This window comes from Halogeometricum rufum, assembly GCF_900112175.1.
Classification (GTDB): Archaea; Halobacteriota; Halobacteria; order Halobacteriales; family Haloferacaceae; genus Halogeometricum; species Halogeometricum rufum.
The window spans coordinates 108,153-127,574 of record NZ_FOYT01000006.1; the positions used below are offsets into that span (position 1 = coordinate 108,153).

Below are 19,422 nucleotides of genomic sequence, written 5' to 3' on the forward strand. Positions count from 1 at the left end.
CCGGTCATCGTCCTTCAATATTCGGAAAGAGAGCTGTCTGCTCGGCTGGTGAATCCGTAACTGCCGACACTTTCAGCAAATATGACGAATGTGAAGAACGTTTTCGAGTTTCGGTCGTCGAAGCGGAACGTCTGGTACCAGAAGACGGTGTCGAATACTCGATGTGTTCCGGAAGAGGCCGAATAGTCGAACCGGCTCGGATTTACGCACGGGTCGAGGGGGTCGTCAGCGCGTTCTCGGGGAGAGCGGCCGGCGGTGTCGGAGTCGAGAACTTCGGACCCTCGCGAGCGGAGGGCCGGAGTTCGGCAAGTCGTCGCGGCGGCGCAGGAGGACAGGGACGGACGACACGCGAGTGCGGAGTCAGTCGTCGGTCGACGCCCGTCCACCGCGAGTGCTGGTCGGTCCGACGGTGTCGCTCACCCGAACGGCGACGAACGCGGTAGAGGCGATAGCCGCGTACTCGACGGCTCCGACGAGGAGGTGCATCTCGGCGGGAACGTGTACCGCGACCAGGAACGGCGGCTGATTCATCGTCGCGTGGAACAGCGCGACCAGCCACAGGTTCCTCGTCAGCGCGTACGCGAGACCGTAGGCGAGTCCCGCAAGCGTCAGTCCGAAGAGTCGCGTCGCCAGCGCGGGCCCCACGCCGTGCCCCGAGGCGAGAAACCAGTGCGGGAGGTGAAAGAGCGCGAACAGAACCGCCGCGAGCGAGACTCCCACCGCGGTCGCTCGACGGCGTCCGCCGCCGGCGAGCGCGGTGAATTTCGACTGCAGGTACGCCCGAAACGCCAGTTCCTCCGGAATCGCGGTGAAGAGCAGGGCGCTGACGAACGCCGCGAGGTACGGAAGCGGGTGAGCGACGACGCGCGACGGCGCTGGCTCGAACCCGGGGACGCCCCCGAGGGCGAGTCCGTACGCGACGACGTTGTAGAGCAGCCAGAACGCGGCGACGGCGACGGCGGCCGGTGCGAGCGAGCGGGCCGGTGGGAGAACCGACCGCGGCGAGACGCCTTCGACGGCGAACGCCCCGAGGGCGAGGGCGGCGAGGAAGAGCCCCCAGCCAACCCCGACGACGGGTGACCCGGACGCGCCCGAGGTGACGAGCGTGAGTCCGGACAGGGCGGCGACGATCAGGAGGTACGTTGCGACGGGAACCACGGACCCGCCGTCGAACGCCGGCGGGTCGCTGTCGGTGCGCAACATCTCCTCGAACTTCGGGCGTCTCCGTGAAACAACCTTTCATATCCGGAGACTATCTCTCGCGGTCGGTCGGCGCTCTCGACTGCGGCCGCGAACGGTTCACGAGGGCGGATTCGGTCGATTCGTCTCGGCCTGTCGGACTCGTCTCCGGCGGTGGGTTCGGCGCCGCGAAGTGGGGGCGACTTCCCGCCGCGACCGGCGGCCGCTCCACCCGTATCAACCTTTGGGCGTTCCGTGAGTTCTGACACTCCACTCACACATTTATCAGCGTCCCGCGAGGAGGTGCGACGAGTGTAATCAGGAGATAGCAACGGGAGGTCGGCTCTCGACCCCTCTCGAAGGTAGAATTTCTGTCATCGCTGATTTCACCGCAAACGACAATGTCCGACCGAGATTGGTCCCTCACGTCCCGACGTACAGTCTTGCAGACAGCAGCCGCCGTTCTCGGCGGGTCTATCGCCCTCTCGCCGTCGGCGGCGGCCGCCGCCGCGCCGCCGTCGGAGCGGTTCTCCGAACGTTGGTGGGCGGTCGTCCAGAATTCAGAGGAGGAGACGACGGTTCCGACGCTGTTCGTCCTCGACGACGAGAGCGAGACGACCGCACTCGAAGAGATGGGTGTGAAGAACCTCAGGACGACGACGGCGACGGAGTCGCCCGCCGCGTACGGGGAGGTGCCGGTGAACTCGCAGGTCCTCTACTCGCTCGCCCGAGGCGACGTGGCGCGGACGGTGCTGTACGCCCCCGGCGCGAACCCCTTCTGGAAGCTCGAACACTATCCGAACCGCGTCTTTCCGGAGCCGTCGGCGGCGACCGGCTACGTCGACTACGCCGAGTTCGAGCAGGGAATCGACCGACTGGTGGACGAGCACGGTGACATGCTGCGCTACCGGTCGGTCGGCGAGAGTCCCGGATGGCTCGACCGGGAGGCGCGGTCGACGGCGCCGAAGGACGTCTGGGTCGTCGAACTCACGAACGACGTTCGAGACCGCGAGTCGTTCGCGGAGAAGCAGAAACTGGTCGTCACGCTCGGCATCCACGGCGACGAGCGGTCGGGCGCCGAAGCCGGCATGCGCCTCGTCGAGGACGTCGTCTCCGGCGACGCGGAGTCCGTCGCGAGCGCGCTGGACGACGTCGCACTCGTGTTCCTGTTCCCGAACCCGGACGGGTGGGCGGCGAAGTCGCCGCTCCTCGTGGACGGTCGGTTCCGGGACGCGAACACGTTCAAGCGCTCGACCGCGACGGGGAACGACCCGAACCGGCAGTATCCGACGGCCGGCTGGATCGACCCGGCGCACCACCCGGCCGAACCCCGCGGGCGGAATCTGCGAGACGACGGAGCGGGCGTCGACGAGGACGTGCCCGAGGAACCCGTCGACTACACGGAGCAGGTGCCCGACTCGCTGGCTGTCGTCGAACACCTTCGGTCGTACGAGAACGTGACCTGGGCCGCCGACCTCCACGGGATGTTCGCGTCCGAGACGATGATGGAACTCCTGAGCGCAAACCACGCGTACGACTTCGCCGACGCGCACGCGATATTCGAGTACGCGGACCGGCTCCGAGGCCGACTCGACGAGGAGTTGGCACCACTGCTCTCGGAGCGCGAGTCCGTCCTGACGGAGGAAGTGAAGGCGATGCAGGAGGCGTACGGGATGGACGAACGGCCGCCGGTCCCGACCGAACCGTTCGCCGCCGGGACGATATTCGACGCGGTCGGCTACTCGACGACGGGCGGTCTCGTCTCGTGGCTCGCACTCTCGGAGGAGGAGGGCGGCGTCGGCGCGCGGTCGGTGGCCTTCGAGATGGCACTCGACAACCGCCTCCGCGGGAGCATCGAGTACCGCCCCGACCTCCTCGACCTGCAGATGGTCGGTCACCGGACGGCGATAGAGACACTCGTCGAGGCGGCGACGGCGGAGGCAGACGCGGCGGTGGAGACGCCGGACGGCGAGACCACCGCCTTCGTCGCGGCGGACGCCCTGCGCGCGTCGTCGGCGGACCTCCCGTTCGTCACCGACGACGGCGAGACGACGGACGAGGGAGACGACGAACGAACGAGCACCGCGGAGTCGGTCACCGTCGCTCCCGACGACACGGCGACGCGGACGGTCACCGTCGCCGAGGAGACGCACAGCGTCTCGGGTCGCGTTCGCGCGGCGTCGGGCGCCGTCGACGTCGACCTGCTCGACCCCTCGGGCTCGCTCGTCAGGACGTACGAGGGCGAGACGCTCGCGACGAGCGCGAAGCGGACGATTTCGTTCGTCGTGAGCGACCCGACCCCCGGCGAGTGGACGCTACGCCTGACGAACGGCGTGGGCGGCGAGGCGACCGTCGACGTGCGAACGACCGCAGCGACCGGCGACGGGTCGCCGAACCCGCTGACGACGCTCGGCTACGAACAGCGTCAGTACGAGGTGACGCCGCTGGACGTCGTCGGCCCCTACCGGTCGTTCCTCGACCGTTCGGATGCGGTGACGACGGTGACGACTGACGACGTCTCGAACGGCGCACTCGACGGCGTCGACAACCTCGTGGTTCCCCACGGCGTCGGCACCGACCGTGACGCGTACGTCTCGGCGATAGACGACTTCGTCGCCGGCGGCGGGAACCTGGTCCTCACGGACGCCGGGGTCGAACTCCTCGGTGACCTCTCGGCCGACCCGGCCGGGAGCGTCGACGCGGACGCGGTGTCGCGGGCGACGACCACGACGGCCGCCGTGACGGAACGCGTCGACGACAGCACCCTCCTCTCGGGGACGACGCCGATTCAGCGCGAACTCGCGAAAGCGGGAGCCCTCGGGTACGTCGTGGACGCCGCCGCCGCGGAGACGCCGATGTACCTCGTCGACCCCGCTCCCTTCGAGTCCGACGGCGGGGACGTCGCCGGGTGGCGGGTCGTCCGTCGACAGTCCGACGGCGGCGAGTCTGACAGCGGCGAGTCCGAGGGCGACGCGAACGCGTCGGAGTCGACGGCGAAGAAAGTCGCGCTGGGGACGCTCTCCGGAGACGCCGGCACCGTCCACGTCGTCGGGAGTCTCCTCCCCGCGCCGTCCCAGTCGAACCTCCACCCGTTCGGCCTCCAGGGGCACGCCCCGTCGCACTGTGGGTACACCGTGCTCGCGAACGCGCTCGGACACGCGACGCCGCCGAGCGAGTGAGAGCGAGGTGAGCGTCCGCGCGGTCCGGCGCGCACCCACACTCGTCCACGCCGAGGGGCGGACGGCCACTCGTGCTGCCCCGCGCGCCGGCGCCGAGAGCCGGTAACGGATACCTACCGCTAATTTTTCGGCGTAGAGAGCCCCTCAGAACCGTTTTCCAGTAACTGGGAACCGTTCCGGATTTATACCTTTCACCCGGCACAAGCAGCACATGTGAGGTGAGACAGGATGTCCTACAACGCGGCGAACCCGCTCGACAACGCGTTCGAGTTCGACCTCGATAGTCCGCTGACGGCCTACTGGCTCGCGCTCCTGCGCGTCGTCACGGGCTGGTGGTTCTTCCACGCCGGCGTGACGAAACTCATCGAGGACGGACTCGCCTTCACGTACGGGCCGGCCTACCTGCAGCAGATGACGGGGACGGCGCTGGGTCCCATCCCGGTCTGGATGGGGAACAACCTCGGACCCCTCATCCAGGCGGGCGTCCCCCTCGGCGAGACGCTCATCGGACTGGGGCTGATGGTCGGCGCGCTGGTGCGACTGGCCTCGTTCTTCGGGGCGGTCTTCATGACCCTGTTCTGGGTCGGCAACGCCGGCTTCGGCCACGGGCTCGTGAACGGCGACCTGATGGGCCTGCTGCTGTTCGGGACGATGATGGTGCTGGCGACGGGCCGGTACTTCGGGCTCGACGCCATCCTCGAACAGACCACGCTGGTGAAACGACACCCGAAACTGCGGTACCTGCTCGGTTGAGGAGGTGAACGCTCATGAACACGCAAACCGACATCGTCGACAAAGTGGCGTTGGCACTGAGCGGTGCCCTGGTAGTCATCGGCACCGCGGTACTGGGCACCGTGGAGATACTCGCGGGACAGCCCTACGGTGCGGCCCCGGTGACGAACGAGGCGGGCGAAATCGTCGCGACGCCCGCCGTGGACCCGGTCATCCGCACGGGCGTGGTGCTCGCCGGACTCGCGGTGCTGCTGCTGTGGGGCGTCTACAGAGCGGCCGCGGCCGAGGAAGCACCCGAACGCGAGCGTCGTGACGTCACCGCCGACTGAGGCGGCCACCCGTTCTTCGCGGCTTTTCTCCGAGACTCCGAAACCGCGCGCACCGAAGAGAGCGGCGTCGCTCGGTACGAACGGCCGACGGTAGAATCAGTCGCTCTTACCGCGTCACTTCTGGCCGTAACTCGCGACGTGGTGCTCCATGACGGTTCGCATCCCCCGGACGAGGCGGGCGACGTCGAAGCTCTCGATGTCGTATCGCTCGCCGAGTGCGTCGCGGTATCTGCTCTCCCACTCCTCCTCGAACCGGTCGGCGACCCCGTTCTCGCGAATCGCCGCGATGGCGCGTTCGGGGTCGTCGTCGGTCGTGACGATGTCGCGTTCGAGAGCCTCGACGACGACGCCCGCCGTGTAGTCGTCCTCGTACAGTTCGCGTTCCCACGTGGTCACCCAGTTGCCGATGCGGGCCATCTTCTGCAGGTCCATGAGGAGACTCCGAAGTTGGCCGAGTTCCGTCTCGTCGAAGTCGGGCGTCCACATGAGGTCGATGCCCGCGTACGGGAACATCACCATGTTGAACGGCCCGTGGTGACGGGACTCCGCGAGGTTGGCTATCTCGCGGTTGTCGTTGAGGACGCGCGCGTAGTCCATCGCGTTCAGCGCCTGCCGAACGTCGAACTGGAACACGTCGCGACGCGCCTCGTAGCACGGAGCGTCCGTTAATCGGCCCTTAACGCGGGTCCAAAGCTTCTCGGCGAAGCGGAGGATGTCGGTGTCGACGCCGGGCGCGTCGTAGCGGACGGACTCGGGCGCGTGCGGCAGTCGACGCGCCTGTTCGAACGTCTCCTCGTCGCCGAAGTGGTCGGCCAAGTCGTCGAGGACGGTGATGTACATCGTGAACACCGTCTTCGTCGTTTTAACCTCCTCCAAATCGGCAGACGGGACGCACGGAAGCGTGAACGCGTCGAACAGGTTGTGGATCCACTTCCACAGGAACCGGTCTCTGTCGCCGACGCGGCGGTCGTACTCGTCGGACAGTTCGACGACGCACTGCGGCAGTTCGGTCTTTCGGACGGTTTCGATACACTCTGCGTGGTTCCCCCCAAGGATACCACCGGACTGTTGGTATGCTGCTCTCCCCGACATACCCGGATTAATTTAGTGCTAACGTATTAATCTTCCCACTTAATGTTCGTATTTTACAGAAATTCAGTGATTAGAGAAGTTATTTCTATCCTGTCGGTCTGGGGTTGCCACTATGTTCAGGTATTCTTGAATATACGTTACGTTCGGATACGACCACTTATTGCCGGCGAACGTTAGGACACTCCCAATGACCGTCGAACCGACCGCCTCGCAGTTCTCGGTGGAGGTGCGTCTCGTCGGCGACGACCACCGACCCGAGGAGGTCAGCGAGTACCTACTCGCGGACGAGAGAATCGAACTCCGGTCGAACCGCGAGGCCGAGGCGGATGCCGAACCCGAGGTGGACTGCATCGTCTGCACGAGTGTCGACGCCGTCGCCGCCGCGCCCGACGGGTCGGTAGTCGTCGCCGTCCTCACGGACGCGAGCGACGAGGCGGTGTCACGCGCGTACGAGGCGGGCGCGATGGCCGTCGTCCCATCGGACGAGACGCTGCCAGACCGACTGGCGTGGCTCTCGGGTGCGGGCGGACCGGCCGTCGACGACAGCGTCGACACGACCGACGTCGTGTCGGCCGCCGCCGCCTTCGGTGACGCCGCCTGCGTCCTCGACCGGCGGTGGCGCGTCGTCGAGGCGACGGACGCGTTCGCCGCCGTCGTCGGCGACGTGGACGCTCCGCCGGTCGGCGAGAACGTCTGGGCGGCGAGTCCGAACGCGCGCGCGACCGCAGAGCAGTGCTGGCAAGCCGTGATGACCGGCGACGCCGAGTCGTTCGAGGCGACGCTCCCGGACGGGCGGCGGGTCGCCGCCGACGCCGTCCCGTTGCGCGACGGACTCGCGCTCCGCTACCGGGACGTGACCGAGCGAACCGAGACGGAGGAGTCGCTGGATCGCTACGAGCGCATCCTGGAGACCATCGACGACGGTATCTACATCCTCGACGAGAACTTCCGAATCACGGAGGTCAACGAAGCCGTCGTCGAGATGACCGGCTACGACCGGGAGACGCTCGTCGGTTCGCACTCGACGATGCTCGCCGACGAGTCCATCATCGTCGAGGCGAGCGAGGTCATCCAACAGATACTCACCGGGGAGATAGCGGACGGGCGCCTCGACGTGGAACTGGAGACGGCCGACGGAAGCACGATTCCCGTCGAGACGCGCTTCTCCGCGCTCAGTTTCAGCGACGGTACCCACGGGTCGGTGGGCGTCATCCGCGACATCAGCGACCGCAAGCGGTACGAGCGGACGCTGACCGCACTCAACAGTTCGGCTCACGAACTATTCGAGTCGCAGACGAAGCCAGCCGTCGGCGAGACGGTCCTCGGCACCGCGACGGAGATTCTCGAACTGGAGTCCGTCGTCGTCTACCTCTACGACGAGGAGGCCAGCCGACTCCGACCGGTGGCGTGGGAGGGTGAGGGCGAACCGCCGTCCATCGGACCCGGCGACGGCGCGCTCTGGCGGTGCTTCGCCGAGAGCGAGTCTGTCCACCTCGGAACCGACGTGACGACGCTCGACCGCTGGGACGAACTCACGCCGGCCGACCCCGCCGACGCCGCCGCCGAGAGCGTCGCCATCCCCCTCGGCACTCACGGCGTCCTCGCGACGTCGTCGTCTGGCGAGGACTCCCCGCGGGGGCAGTCGACGCTGACGCACCTGCTGGCCGCGAACGCCGAGGCGGCGCTCGACCGGGTCGCCCGGTCGCTCGAACTCGAACGTCGCAGGGGCGAGTTGGCGCGACGGAACGAGGAACTGACCAACCTGAACCGCTTCAACGAACTGCTCCGCGAGGTCAACCGGGTGCTCGTCGAGTCCGACTCGCGGGAGGAGATAGAGCGGGCCGTCTGCGAACGACTCGTCGACGGCCCCTCCATCGCGTTCGCGTGGGTCGGCACGTACGACCGCGTGAACGAACAGGTCGTGCCTCGCGCGTGGGCGGGCGAGGAGCGCGGCTATCTGGACTGTCTGACGGAGTCGCCCGAGGCGTACGCGTCGGAACCGAGCGTGCGGACGATTCGGACCGACGAGACGACGCTGGTCGACAACGTCGGACAGGAGATACAGGAACACCAGTGGCGGCGCGACGCCCTCGACAGGGAGTTCGGCTCCGTCGCGAGCGTCCCCCTGACGTACCACGAGTTCAGTTACGGTGCGCTGACCGTGTACGCGACGGAACCGAACGCCTTCGACGACGGGACGCAGCTGATGTTCGAGGAACTCGGCGTCACCACGGCGAACGCCATCAACGGGGCGGAGGCGAAGGAGTCGCTTCACACCGAGTCGCTCATCGAGTTGGAGATTCGGGTCAGCAGTCAGAACGAACCGCTGCTCCGCATCGCACGCGCGCTCGACGGCGAAGTGCAGTTGGAGGGGAGCATCCCGCAGACGGACGGGTCGCTACTCTACTTGACGCTCGAAGGGCCGGACGCCGACGCCGACACGCTCTCGTCGCTCGTCGTCGTCGAGGAGGTCCGAGAGATAGTCCGACGCGACGACGAGACGCTGGTCGAGGTGCAACTGGCGGCCGAGACGCTTCCCTCGCGACTGGCCGACCTCGGCGGTGCCGTCCGGACGCTCACCGCGACGCCGGAGGCGGTGGACGTCGTCGTCGAACTCTCGCCGGGGTCGGACGTCCGCGAGTTCGTCGAACACCTCCGCGAGTCGTACCCCGGGACCGAACTCAGCGCCAAGCGGACCCGCGAACGCTCCATCGAGACTCAGCAGTCGTTCCGCGCGAACCTCGGCGAGTCGCTGACCGACCGACAGTTCGAGGCGCTCCGAACCGCCTACTTCTCGGGCTACTTCTCGTGGCCGCGCGAACAGACGGCCAGCGAACTCGCGGCGTCGCTGGACGTCGCCCAACCGACGTTCTCGCGCCACCTCCGCGTCGCCGAGCGAAAACTCCTCGACAATCTGCTGGCCGACGAGCGCCGAACACGTCTCTGAAGTGAGCAGACGGGGCCTTTCGTCACTCGCGGCTAGAGTAGTCGGTTCGTGAGACAATCTCCCAAGAATAGATGGCTATCTACATAGCGTACGAGCTATCGATACGCTAGCCGCTTAGTTACAACTGACTTATCACGAGAGGACAGTTGCAGATGTATGAACCAGGCACGAAGTGGTAGTTCGGAGACGGTTGACGAGGACCTCGACTGGCAGATTGTGACCACGGTGGCGGACGCGAAGGGCGTGGACCCGCTGGAACTCGGCGAACGACTGCACGACGTCGTCGACCTGGACGCCGTCAAGAACCTGTTCGTCGGGATGCCCGGCGAACAGTCGCTCGTCGAGGGGCACGTGAGCTTCACGTTCGACGGCTGTGAGGTCGTCGTGGACGACCAGTGGAACGTGGACGTCGTCCCGCCGAGCAACGTGGCCGCCGACTGACCGACCCGACCGAACCGGCGACCGTTCCCCGGCAACGTGGTGGTGTCGGGGCACAGCGATTCCCTTTTCCGGCGTACCCGACGCGCGAGTCGCACGGCCCGGCTGGCGGTCAGTTCGCCGGCGCCCAGCGGCTGACACCCAGACCGACCGCGACGGCGGCGAGGAAGACGGCGGCGGCACCGACGACGGCGGCGACGGCGGGCCGCGCGGCGACGAACTCGTTCAGGAGAGCGACGAGTCGGGTCGCGAGGTGCCGTGCGCCGACGCGTTCGACCTGTCGCCGCCCGTAGAGCACGAGGCCGGCCACCGCGATGTCGAACGCGAACGTGCCCGCGGCGGTGTAGACGGCGAACTTCGCGAGACTCATCTGCGCGAACCCCGCCGGGATGGACACCGCCGACCGGAAGAACGGGAGCAGTCGTCCCCAGAGGACCGAGTGTTCTCCCCACCGGGAGAACAGTCGGCGCCCCCGGTCGATGTCGTCCTGCGAGACGCGGACGGAGTCGCCGTATCGCTCGGCCGCCGTCGCCCCGCGCGCGCCGAAGACGCGGTAGGCGAACAGTCCCCCGACGGTCCCGCCCGCCGCGCCGGCGGCGGCGAACGCGACGGCCCCCGTCGCCGACCCGACGGCGACGCCCGCTATCGCCGGGACGACGAGTTCGCTGGGTAACAGGGGAAACAGCAACGACGTCTCGAGGAACGTGAAGACGAAGATGCCGAGATAACCGTACCGGACGAGGGCGTCGAGGAGGGGTTGCGTGAGGCTCATCGGTGCTGAAGCTCGCGGGGACGGAACCGCGCGACTGGCTCGTACTCGACTCGCCGCAATCAATCTTCTCGCCGCCGGGAGCGTCGTCGTCGCGGACGCGGCGAGGCGGCGAACGGTGACCGCACTCGGCCGACGCGCTACCCCGAAGGTCGCCGGAGCGCCGTCCACTCCGACACCGAGGCGAGCGTCTCGCGGACGCGCCTCCGTTCGTCGGCCGTCAGCCCGCAGGCGTCGGCGACGCGGGCGTCGATGCGGGCGTCCAACGTCGCGGCGCGGCGGTCGAGTGTCGCCGCGCGGCGGCGGTCCCGGGCGCACCTCGCCACCGCCGCGGCGTGCGTCTCGGGGTCCGGGACGCGGAGGGCGCGGAGACGGGTCGCGGGCGTCGTCTGCGAACTCCGACCGACCGGCCGGAGACCGCAGGCCCGCCGGTCCGTCGCCGTCGCCGCCCCGACGGCGGGGAGCCACGTCGAGAGGACGACGGCGTCCCGCGGCGACGGTGCGGCGAACCGGAGCACGTCCCGCGTCTCGCGTCCCGCGTCCGTCTCGTACGTCGCCCGGAGCGTCAGTTCGTCGCCCGCCTCTCGAACCGAGAGGTCGGCGATTCGGAGCCCCGGCGTCTCGGCGCGGTGCGAGCGCGAGAGACCGTCGTCCACCACCTCCGGGTCGAACCGGTCGAGCGGGACCGACGCGTCCTCGAACTCGACGACCGAGGCGACGTCGTCGGCGAGCGACGCCCGTTCGCGACCGACGGCGAGTCGTCGGTCGACCAACGAGACGAGTTCGTCGTCGACCGACCCCGACCAGACGGGGAGCGTCTCGTAGTTGCGCTGGTTCTGCTGCGGGAACTGCGCGGGGTAGGCGTTCCGCCGGACGTAGTGGTAGTAGTTGTACACCCGCGAGTTCAGCAGGCCGAGGAGGTGCTTCAGCAGTCGCTCGTCGTCCGCGGGACCCGCCGAGCGGTGTACGGGGTCGACGTGGACGTCGTACACCGACTTCAGGTTGGCGAGTCCCTCGACGTCGAGCGTTCCGACGAGGAAGCGTCCGGTCTGTCGACAGAGCAGTTTCGGCGGGTCGTACACGGCCTTCGAGACGGCCTCGGCGTCGACGTGTCGAATCTCCCCCCGTCGGAGGGCGTACGGCCGAACCGCCGACCCGGGGACGAGTGGCCGCGTCCCGTCCGCCGGCACCTCGTGGACGCTGTCGTCGCGCTTGCCGAACTCCTCGCCGCGGGCGACGGACCCCACCGCCTCGAGCGGGTCGCGGCGTTCGAGTTTCCGGAAGATGCCCTCGGCGACGTCGTCGCGCAGGAGTTGGAAGCGGGCGTACGCCTCTGACGCCACCGTCTCCCGGCTGAGACGCCCGTACTCGAACGAGTCGGCCCGCGCGGCGACCGCGAACGCCTCCGCGTCGCCGAACCACGTCCGGATGGCGTTCTTCCCCGTCGCGTCCGCCCCCGTGTCCGTCTCCGGGGCGCAGACGACGACGGCGGCGCCCTCGTTCGCGTCGGCGAAGACGGTTCCCACCCGGAGGAGGTGCGTCACGCCCCCGGCGTCGATGAGGAACCGGCGGGCGGGGGCGGCCGAGAGTCGAACGAGGAGGGCGTCGGGGACGACGAGCGCCACGCGGCCGCCGGGGGCGAGGCGACACGCCCGTTCGAGGAACGCGGCGTAGAGGTTCGGTTGGGGGCCGGCGGCGGCTTCGAAGGTTCGCTTGAGGTGAGCCGTCGTGTCGCCGTCGATACGCGCGCTGATGTCCGCGCGGCCGGCCGTTCCCTTCCACGGCGGGTTGCCGACGATGGCGTCGAATCCGACACCACCGCGTCCGCTGTTCTCGGCGTCGAACACCTCGGCGAACGCCGTCCGCCAGCGAATCGCTCCCGGTCGGTCCGCCGCGGTGCCGGCGGCGGGGTCGGCGTCGTCCGCGTCCGGGCCGGGGCCGAGCAACGCGTCGCCGCACCGGAGGTGGTCGGCCAACGCGGGGAGTCGGTCGACGTCCGCCTCGGGCCCGAGCGTCTCGACCAGACAGACCAGTCGGGCGACGGCGGCCGCGGTCGGACTGCGGTCCACGCCGTACAGACACCGCTCGACGACGGCCCGTCGGACCGACGCGACCGGTTCGACCGGCGCACCCGCCTCGCGCGCCGCCCGCCGAATCCCCGACGCGAGGCGGCGAGCGACGGCGACGAGGAGCGTCCCCCCGCCCATCGCGGGGTCGGCCACCCGAGCGTCGAGGAGCGACGAGCGGACGGCGGCGACGAAGGCGTCTCCCGCCTCGTCCGCGGCGTCGTCCCGCGCGTCGTCCGCGAGCGACCCCGCGGTCCGCGCCGCGAGGTACGTCACGACCGAATCGGGCGTGTAGAACGACCCGTGGGCCTTCCGGCGCGTCGTCCGTCCGCCGGCGGACCGCTCGAACGCGTCGACGAGGCGTTCGTGCACGTCGGCGAGGTGACGAGCGTCCACCGTCCGGTAGTCCACGCCGAACCGCCGGCCGTCGCAGGAGACGGTCCCGAGGAGCGAACAGACCCGTTCGAGCGTCTCGTCGGTGAGCGACCGAACGTCGGCGGCCGACGACGGGTCGCCGACGCCGGTGGGAGACGACGCCGAGTCGTCGGGCGACGCCCCCGCGGCGTCTGCAGACGGTCCGGTCCCGAACGGCCCGCCCAGCGCCGAGTCGGCAGCCCCGGCGACCCACTCGCGGAGCGTCTCGCTCCCCGTCGAGTCGAGCGTCGGCCCGCCCCCCGCCGACTCGTCCGCCGTCGGCGCGGCGGCGAGTCGGTCACGGACGGCCCGGAGGGCGTCCGCGTCGGCGACGAACCGCGGCGTCCCGGTTCGGTCGGCGGCGAACAGGTCGAACGCGAGGCGGAAGGCGACTGCGACCGACGCGCCGTCCGACGGGCCGTCGGGGGCCGCGCGGAGCGTCTCGACGGCCGTGACGAACCGGTCACCCAGCGAGGCGCGGACGGACGCCCGGCGCGCCGCGTCCGCCGACGCGAGGGCGTCGAGGAACGACTCGGCGTCGCCCCCGTTCGCGTCCTCCTCGTCCGCGTCGCCCTCGAACGCCTCGCGCGCGAACAGGGCGACGAAGCGACGGCGGCCGCGGGTCGACGCCGACCCGCCGTCGCCGGCGAGGAGCGCTCGGAGGTCCAGTTCGTGGAACCGCTGTTCGTCCGGGTCGCCGCCGCCGTACAGACGCCAGTACCGGCCGTCGGTGAGGACCCCCCAGCGGTCCGTCCCGGCGAGTCGCGTCACCAGCGTTCGCGCGGCGGGTTCGCGCCCGTTCGCGTCGAGTTCGCCCGTCGGAACCGACTCCACGGGAACGTCGCTCTCGGCGAGTCCGAGGGCGTCGGGAACGGAGACCCGTCGGGTCGCCGACGCCTCCCACGCCCGTTCGACCGCCGCCTCCCGGTCGGCGAGTGTCGACGCCTCGCGCCGCGAGTCGACGAGCGACGGCAGGTCTACCGCCAGCGTCGGCGTGGCGAAGCGCGGGTCGGCGACGCGACGGGACGGGGTCATCTACCGGGACTGGCCGCGTCCTGCGACAAAAAGGTACGGCGGGGAGTCCCGGGGCCGCCTCACTCCTCGGCTCCGACGCTGACGCGGTCCGTGGCCCGTTCGCCGTCCGCGTCGACGACTTCTTCGCGCGCAAGCGTCGCGAGGGCGAGCGTCATCCAGCCCTGACTCCAGCGCATGTACGGCGTCTCGTCGTCGAAGAACCGCCCGACGCGACGGTAGAAGTAGCCGTCGGGGTCGTAGAGGTTGTCCATCGTCCAGTCGTAGACGCGGGTCGCAACCTCGTGCGCCTCCGGGTCGTCCGACTGGACGAGGGTGATGAGCGCCTGCGCCGACGCGTGTGCGTCGTACGGTTTGGACCGGTCGGACTCGAACTTGGGCGCGCCGTCCTCCTCGAACAGTTCCCGGACGAAGAACGACAGCCCGTTCTCGTACGCCTCGCGGACGCGTTCGCTCTCGACGCGCGTGACGTACTCGTGGAGGCTCTCGAGGACGAACCCGGTGTGGAAGTTGTCGTGGCTGAGGTGCGAGTCCGAGGCGGGCATCGAGTAGTACCACGCGCCGCTGTCGTCCTGCGCGTGGAGGACGAACTCGAACAGTTCCTCCGCGCGTTCGAACAGGGCGTCGTCGTCGGTGTGGTCGGACAGGCGGAGGAAGAACCCCGCGGCGAGGGCGTTCGCGTTGATGACGACGAACTCGTCGTGCGGCGTGTAGGTGTAGGCGTCGAACCCCTCGACGTCGACGACGTTGATTCCCTCGCGGATGTACGCCGCGGCGTCGTCGGCCACCTCGAGCGACCACGTGGCACCGGTCACTTCGTGGTGTTCGAGGAACGCGCGAGCGCAGAACACCGTCACCACGATGGACGGGTGGTACTCGGGGAGGAAGAACCGACGGGCGTTCTGCCAGTCGAAGTTGTACCCCCACGCGTGCCGCTCAGTCTCCGGCGAGGTGTGCTCTCGCAACCACCGAAGGAGTCGTTCCGCCTCCGCGAGGTACGCCTCGTCGTCCGTCGTCTCGTACAACCGCAGGCACGCCGATGCGAACAGGCCGATGCCCTTCGGGTTGCGTTCCGGTTCGATGCCGAGCAACGGACGGAGATTCACCGGCGACTTGTTGACGCCGTGGATGGCGACGAGACGCGTGAACCAGTTCGTCGAGAGCGACGAGAGAATCGGGCTGTTGAGGCCGTCGTACGGGTCGTACCCCGCGTAGTCTCGCTCCCGAGCCCAGTCGAGGGCGCGTTCGGCAGTTTCGAGAGGGGAGAGATGATTCATAATCTACTTGTCAGGTGAGCACCGGGCGTAGCCTCTTCGGCGTTTCGCGTCCATCGACCCCACGTGCGACGCCCGGGACTTCGGTAGAACTGATTGTGCTCGGACAAAATAGTATCTCCGGTCGAAGTCTCTTCCTAACCATACAGTCGTTGTTACGGATAGGTATTTATCACAGAATTACATTTTCAGCGTCATAAGCGAACGGTCAGATTCGTCGGCGACGGGGTATGCGGACCGTGAGCACGTCTCGCGCGGTTCGCGCGCGGTGAGCGATTATTCCAGCCATAACAAAGCGCGTACCGAAAGGACACCCGACGAGATACCCCTATGAACGCCTCCCAGCGCACGCAGACGTCTCGCTTCGCCCGCCGCGCCCGGAGTGATACGTCGTGAGCGGCCGCGCAGTCTACGCGGACGTCGTCGCGACCATCGCGCTCACCGCGGGTGCGGTCTTCACCGTCTTGAACCTCGAACCGGTCACCCTCAGAGCGGTCCTCGCCGGCGTGCTCGTCCTCTTCCTCCCGGGCTACGCGCTCACGACGCTCGTCTTCCCGGCCGCGAAGGAGACGCGTCCCGGCGTGGGCGACCTGCCGTCGGCGTTCACGGGGAGCGAGACGGAACACGCGGGACTGCCGTTCTTCGAGCGTCTCGCGCTCGGCGTCGGTCTGAGCGTCGCGCTCGTCCCCGTCTTCGCGTGGGGGCTCGAAGTCGGCGGGTTCGAGTTCACCGGGCCGAACGTCGCCGCCGTCTGCGGCACGTTCGCCGTCGTCGCCACGGTTCTCGGCGCCGTCCGACGGCTCCGCGTCGCGGCGGAGACGCGCTACGTGCCGCCGGTCGGCGTGCTCGTCCGGTACCGTGAGGTGGCGCGCGGCCGGTCCGACTGGGACGGCGCTCTCAACGTGGCGCTCGCGGCCGTCGTCGTCGTCGCCACCGCCACCGTCGCGTTCGCGCTCATCTCGCCGGCGAGCGTCGGGAGCGCGTCGTACACGCAGGTGTCGCTGCTGACCGAACAGGACGACGGGTCGCTCGTCGCGGGAGACTACCCGCAGAACCTCTCGGTCGGCGAGAGCGGCGAACTCGTCCTCCTCGTCGAGAACTTCGAGCAGGAGACGACGAACTACACGGTGGTGGTCCAACTGCAACGCGTCGAATCGAACGGGGACGTGGTCGCCACGAACGAGATAGACCGCTTCTCGGAGACGCTCCGGGCGGGCGACAGCTGGCAGTTGACGCACGAAGTCGCCCCACAGATATCCGGCGAGAACGTCCGTCTCGCCTACCTCGTCTACCGCGGCGACGCCCCGCAGAGCCCGAACGTCGAGTCGTCGTACCGACACGTCACGCTCTGGATGAACGTCGAGGACGGGTCGGACACCGGCACGTAGCCGTCGCTCTCCCGAGCAAATTCGCGTGAATCGACACTAACGCAAGACATATTTTCGCCGCAATCGGAACGGCCGGTCGTTCACCGACGCATAACCAAGTGCGTTCTCTGTGCTGTGTGCGATAGATGACGAGCGCACTCGATAGCCCCCGCACGACCGGTGGCCCTCGCACGACCCTCCCGGCCGAAGGTGGTGAGCTGTGAGCCGCGCAACGTTCGCCGCCAGCGAAGACGAACCGTCCGAGACGACGCGCAGCGTCGCCCAAACCGTCGAGGCGTGGGTCGACCTCGCGAGCCCTTCCCATCCGTTCTTCTTCAAGGCGCTGACAGACTCGTTCTCCAACGTCGAGCCGACCGTGACCGTTCGCGAGAAGACCGAGACGGTACCGTTGGCCCGACAGGTCGGCTACGACTTTCGGACGGTCGGAAAAGACTACGAGAACCCCCACTTACGCAAGGTAGGGATTCCGCTACGAACCGCTCAACTGGCACTCGAAGCGCCGGACGCCGACGTTGCGCTCTCCTCGCGAAACGCGATGTGCATCCTCGCGGCGAAGGTTCGCGGCATCCCCTCCATCCACTTCACCGATAACGACATCTGCGCCTACGTGGACGGGTTGGCCGCCGAGGAACTGTACCACCGGCTGGAAGCGCAGGCGACGCACAACGTCGTCCCCACGGCGTTCCGAACCGAGGTGCTGACCGACCGGGGTGCCGACCCCGACAGCATCCACACGTACGACGGCTACAAGGAGGACGTCTACGTCGCCGCCTTCGAGCCCGACCCGTCGTTCCTCGACACGATTCCGTTCGAGAGCCAGGATTTCATCGTCGTCCGTCCGGAAGCACTCTCCGCGACGTACGTGGACGCCGAGGGGTCTCTCGTCCCCGACATCCTCGCCGGCGCCGTCGAACGCGGCGTGAACGTCGTCTACCTCCCCCGCGAGGGGACGGACCGCGCGTTCGCCGACGGACTGCCGCCCGAACGGGTGTACGTCCCGGACGAACCCCTCTCGGGGCTTGAACTCGCGTGGCACGCGCGCTGTGTGCTGACGGGGTCCGGAACGATGGCGCGCGAAGCGTCGCGCATGCAGACACCCGCCGTGTCGTTCTTCCCGAGCACGCTCATCTCGGTGGACCGCGCGCTCATCGAGGAGGGCGAGATATTCCACTCCCGCAACGCCGAGGACGTCCTCGACTACGTGGAGTCCATCACCGACCATGACGCGCAACCGGACCTGACGCGCGCGCGACGCGTCCGGCGCGAAGTCGCCGACCTGACCGCCGACCTGATGAACGAGACGCTCGACTGAGCGCCCGTCCGAAGCGTCGGAGCGCTACCGACCGACGAACCCGACGAGACGCGACCGAAGCGCCCCGAGTCGACTCCCGCCCGCGACGGCGTCGGACTCCTCGTCCGCGATGCTCCGGTCCGTCGCCTCGGGACCGACCTTCCGTTCTGCGACCATCGATTCGAGCGCGTTGTCCTCGACTTCCAACGGGAGTTCGACGCGTCCGCGCCGGCGCGAGGACTCCCACGCGGCGAAGATGAGTTCGTCGGCGGCGAGGGCGTCGCGGCCGTTCAACTCGGACTGCTCGCCGTCGCGGAGGGCACCGACGAGTTCCTCGACGGCCCGTTCGGTGTACGTCGTGGCGTCGAGTCGGTCCGCGAGTCGCGAGGAGAGGCGACCGGCGACGAGTCTGGCGCCGGCGCGCACTCGACCGGGTTTCGGCCGGTAGCGCCCGTCCGTCCCCGTCTTGGCCGTCTTCCACGACTTGCCGTCGCGGCGGTACGCGAGCGTCCCGTCGTCGCGCACCTCGATTTCGCCGTCCGTTCCGCGGAGGCGGAACAGGGCGTCGCCGCAGAACGCCTCGCCGCGACCGGTCGAGGCCAGCCCGTAGACGCCGTTCTCGTAGCGCCACTGGGCCATCGCCTGATTCTCGTTGTGCGTCCCGAACAGCACGTTCTCGTCGGTGTAGTCTATCTGCGCGAGCACCCACTCCACGGGTTCCATGTCGTTGTAGAAGTTCGCGAGGTCGAACGAGTGCGTGCCCGTGTCGTACAGGTGTTCCTCGCGGAACTCGATGCGCCGAAGGTCGCCTATCGTCCCGTCGTCGAGGAGGTCCTTGGCCTTCCGGTAGGGCTTCCCGAAGCGCTGCTGGTGGTTGATGGTGAGGGCGACGCCCTCCGCCTCGCACTCCTCGACCATGCGCTTCGCGTCGCCCCACGTCAGCGCCATCGGCTTCTCGCAGTGGACGCCCCGCACGACGCCGCTGTGAGCGATGTCGACCACGATGTCAGCGTGGAGGGCGGGCGGGACGCAGACGCTGACCACGTCCGGTTCCGCCTCGTCGAGCATCGCCTCGTAGTCCTCGTAGACGTGCGAGTCGTCGATGTCGTGCGCCTCGGCGAACGCCGCGGCGTTCTCGGGGACGACGTCCGCGCAGGCGACGAGTTCGCAGTCGTCGAGTCGTTCGTAGCCCGCGGCGTGCCGGTACGCCATGGCGAAGCCGTCGCCGTCGGGGTCGCCGGTGCCGACGAATCCGATTCTGAATGTCACGGGCGTCGGTACGAGCGTGCGGT

The 19,422-nt window shown here is 68.6% G+C and carries 13 protein-coding genes; 7 read left to right on the forward strand and 6 right to left on the reverse strand.

The window, feature by feature from the left end; translation table 11 throughout:
• Positions 1-360: 360 nt before the first annotated feature.
• Positions 361-1,203 (reverse strand): CPBP family intramembrane glutamic endopeptidase, encoded by an 843-nt coding sequence (locus tag BM310_RS19795; protein ID WP_089811088.1) that lies wholly within the window; start codon positions 1,201-1,203, stop codon positions 361-363.
• Between the two features lie 419 nt (positions 1,204-1,622).
• On the opposite strand from BM310_RS19795, the gene BM310_RS19800 reads away from it, so the two are divergent.
• The 3 genes from BM310_RS19800 (at position 1,623) to BM310_RS19810 (ending at position 5,419) form a co-directional block, all read left to right on the forward strand.
• Positions 1,623-4,358, forward strand: coding sequence for a M14 family zinc carboxypeptidase (locus BM310_RS19800; protein WP_177232720.1), 2,736 nt, complete (start codon positions 1,623-1,625; stop codon positions 4,356-4,358).
• A 228-nt stretch (positions 4,359-4,586) separates the two neighbouring features.
• Positions 4,587-5,111, forward strand: a complete 525-nt coding sequence (locus BM310_RS19805) for a DoxX family protein (protein WP_089811092.1) — start codon at positions 4,587-4,589, stop codon at positions 5,109-5,111.
• A 14-nt stretch (positions 5,112-5,125) separates the two neighbouring features.
• Entirely contained in the window at positions 5,126-5,419 is a 294-nt protein-coding gene (locus BM310_RS19810; RefSeq protein WP_089811094.1) for a hypothetical protein, read from the forward strand.
• Between the two features lie 114 nt (positions 5,420-5,533).
• Here the strand turns inward: BM310_RS19810 and BM310_RS19815 are convergent, their stop codons facing one another.
• Positions 5,534-6,511, reverse strand: a complete 978-nt coding sequence (locus tag BM310_RS19815) for a hypothetical protein (RefSeq protein WP_089811096.1) — start codon at positions 6,509-6,511, stop codon at positions 5,534-5,536.
• Positions 6,512-6,698: 187 nt separating this feature from the next.
• On the opposite strand from BM310_RS19815, the gene BM310_RS19820 reads away from it, so the two are divergent.
• Both BM310_RS19820 and BM310_RS19825 read left to right on the forward strand, forming a co-directional pair.
• Complete coding sequence (locus tag BM310_RS19820; protein ID WP_089811098.1) at positions 6,699-9,458, forward strand: bacterio-opsin activator domain-containing protein; 2,760 nt, start codon at positions 6,699-6,701, stop codon at positions 9,456-9,458.
• A gap of 156 nt (positions 9,459-9,614) precedes the next feature.
• On the forward strand, positions 9,615-9,899 hold the full coding sequence (locus tag BM310_RS19825; protein WP_089811101.1) for a HalOD1 output domain-containing protein: 285 nt from the start codon (positions 9,615-9,617) through the stop codon (positions 9,897-9,899).
• A 109-nt stretch (positions 9,900-10,008) separates the two neighbouring features.
• Here the strand turns inward: BM310_RS19825 and BM310_RS19830 are convergent, their stop codons facing one another.
• From BM310_RS19830 to BM310_RS19840, 3 genes are all read right to left on the reverse strand, one after another.
• A complete protein-coding gene (locus BM310_RS19830; RefSeq protein WP_089811103.1) occupies positions 10,009-10,668 on the reverse strand; it encodes a DedA family protein in 660 nt (219 codons plus the stop codon).
• Positions 10,669-10,805: 137 nt separating this feature from the next.
• On the reverse strand, positions 10,806-14,180 hold the full coding sequence (locus BM310_RS19835) for an Eco57I restriction-modification methylase domain-containing protein (RefSeq protein ID WP_089811105.1): 3,375 nt from the start codon (positions 14,178-14,180) through the stop codon (positions 10,806-10,808).
• A gap of 59 nt (positions 14,181-14,239) precedes the next feature.
• The gene (locus BM310_RS19840) at positions 14,240-15,454 is read right to left on the reverse strand and encodes a hypothetical protein (protein WP_089811107.1); all 1,215 of its coding nucleotides are present in this window, start codon (positions 15,452-15,454) and stop codon (positions 14,240-14,242) included.
• 389 nt (positions 15,455-15,843) lie between these two features.
• On the opposite strand from BM310_RS19840, the gene BM310_RS19845 reads away from it, so the two are divergent.
• Both BM310_RS19845 and BM310_RS19850 read left to right on the forward strand, forming a co-directional pair.
• Positions 15,844-16,839, forward strand: a complete 996-nt coding sequence (locus tag BM310_RS19845; RefSeq protein ID WP_089811109.1) for a DUF1616 domain-containing protein — start codon at positions 15,844-15,846, stop codon at positions 16,837-16,839.
• Between the two features lie 199 nt (positions 16,840-17,038).
• Positions 17,039-18,151 carry a DUF354 domain-containing protein gene (locus BM310_RS19850; protein ID WP_089811112.1) on the forward strand — a complete coding sequence of 371 codons (1,113 nt, stop codon included), beginning with the start codon at positions 17,039-17,041 and terminating at the stop codon, positions 18,149-18,151.
• 24 nt (positions 18,152-18,175) lie between these two features.
• On the opposite strand, the gene BM310_RS19855 is transcribed toward BM310_RS19850, so the two are convergent.
• Positions 18,176-19,399 carry a Gfo/Idh/MocA family protein gene (locus tag BM310_RS19855; RefSeq protein ID WP_089811113.1) on the reverse strand — a complete coding sequence of 408 codons (1,224 nt, stop codon included), beginning with the start codon at positions 19,397-19,399 and terminating at the stop codon, positions 18,176-18,178.
• Positions 19,400-19,422 lie beyond the last annotated feature (23 nt).

Excerpts from the sequence above, each read along its gene's own strand:
- BM310_RS19810 (WP_089811094.1), top strand. The coding sequence starts at position 5,126 with ATGAACACGCAAACCGACATCGTCGACAAAGTGGCGTTGGCACTGAGC.
- BM310_RS19820 (WP_089811098.1), top strand. The coding sequence starts at position 6,699 with ATGACCGTCGAACCGACCGCCTCGCAGTTCTCGGTGGAGGTGCGTCTC.
- BM310_RS19825 (WP_089811101.1), top strand. The coding sequence starts at position 9,615 with ATGAACCAGGCACGAAGTGGTAGTTCGGAGACGGTTGACGAGGACCTC.
- BM310_RS19795 (WP_089811088.1), bottom strand. The coding sequence starts at position 1,203 with ATGTTGCGCACCGACAGCGACCCGCCGGCGTTCGACGGCGGGTCCGTG.
- BM310_RS19815 (WP_089811096.1), bottom strand. The coding sequence starts at position 6,511 with ATGTCGGGGAGAGCAGCATACCAACAGTCCGGTGGTATCCTTGGGGGG.
- BM310_RS19835 (WP_089811105.1), bottom strand. The coding sequence starts at position 14,180 with ATGACCCCGTCCCGTCGCGTCGCCGACCCGCGCTTCGCCACGCCGACG.
- BM310_RS19830 (WP_089811103.1), bottom strand. The coding sequence starts at position 10,668 with ATGAGCCTCACGCAACCCCTCCTCGACGCCCTCGTCCGGTACGGTTAT.
- BM310_RS19840 (WP_089811107.1), bottom strand. The coding sequence starts at position 15,454 with ATGAATCATCTCTCCCCTCTCGAAACTGCCGAACGCGCCCTCGACTGG.
- BM310_RS19805 (WP_089811092.1), top strand. The coding sequence starts at position 4,587 with ATGTCCTACAACGCGGCGAACCCGCTCGACAACGCGTTCGAGTTCGAC.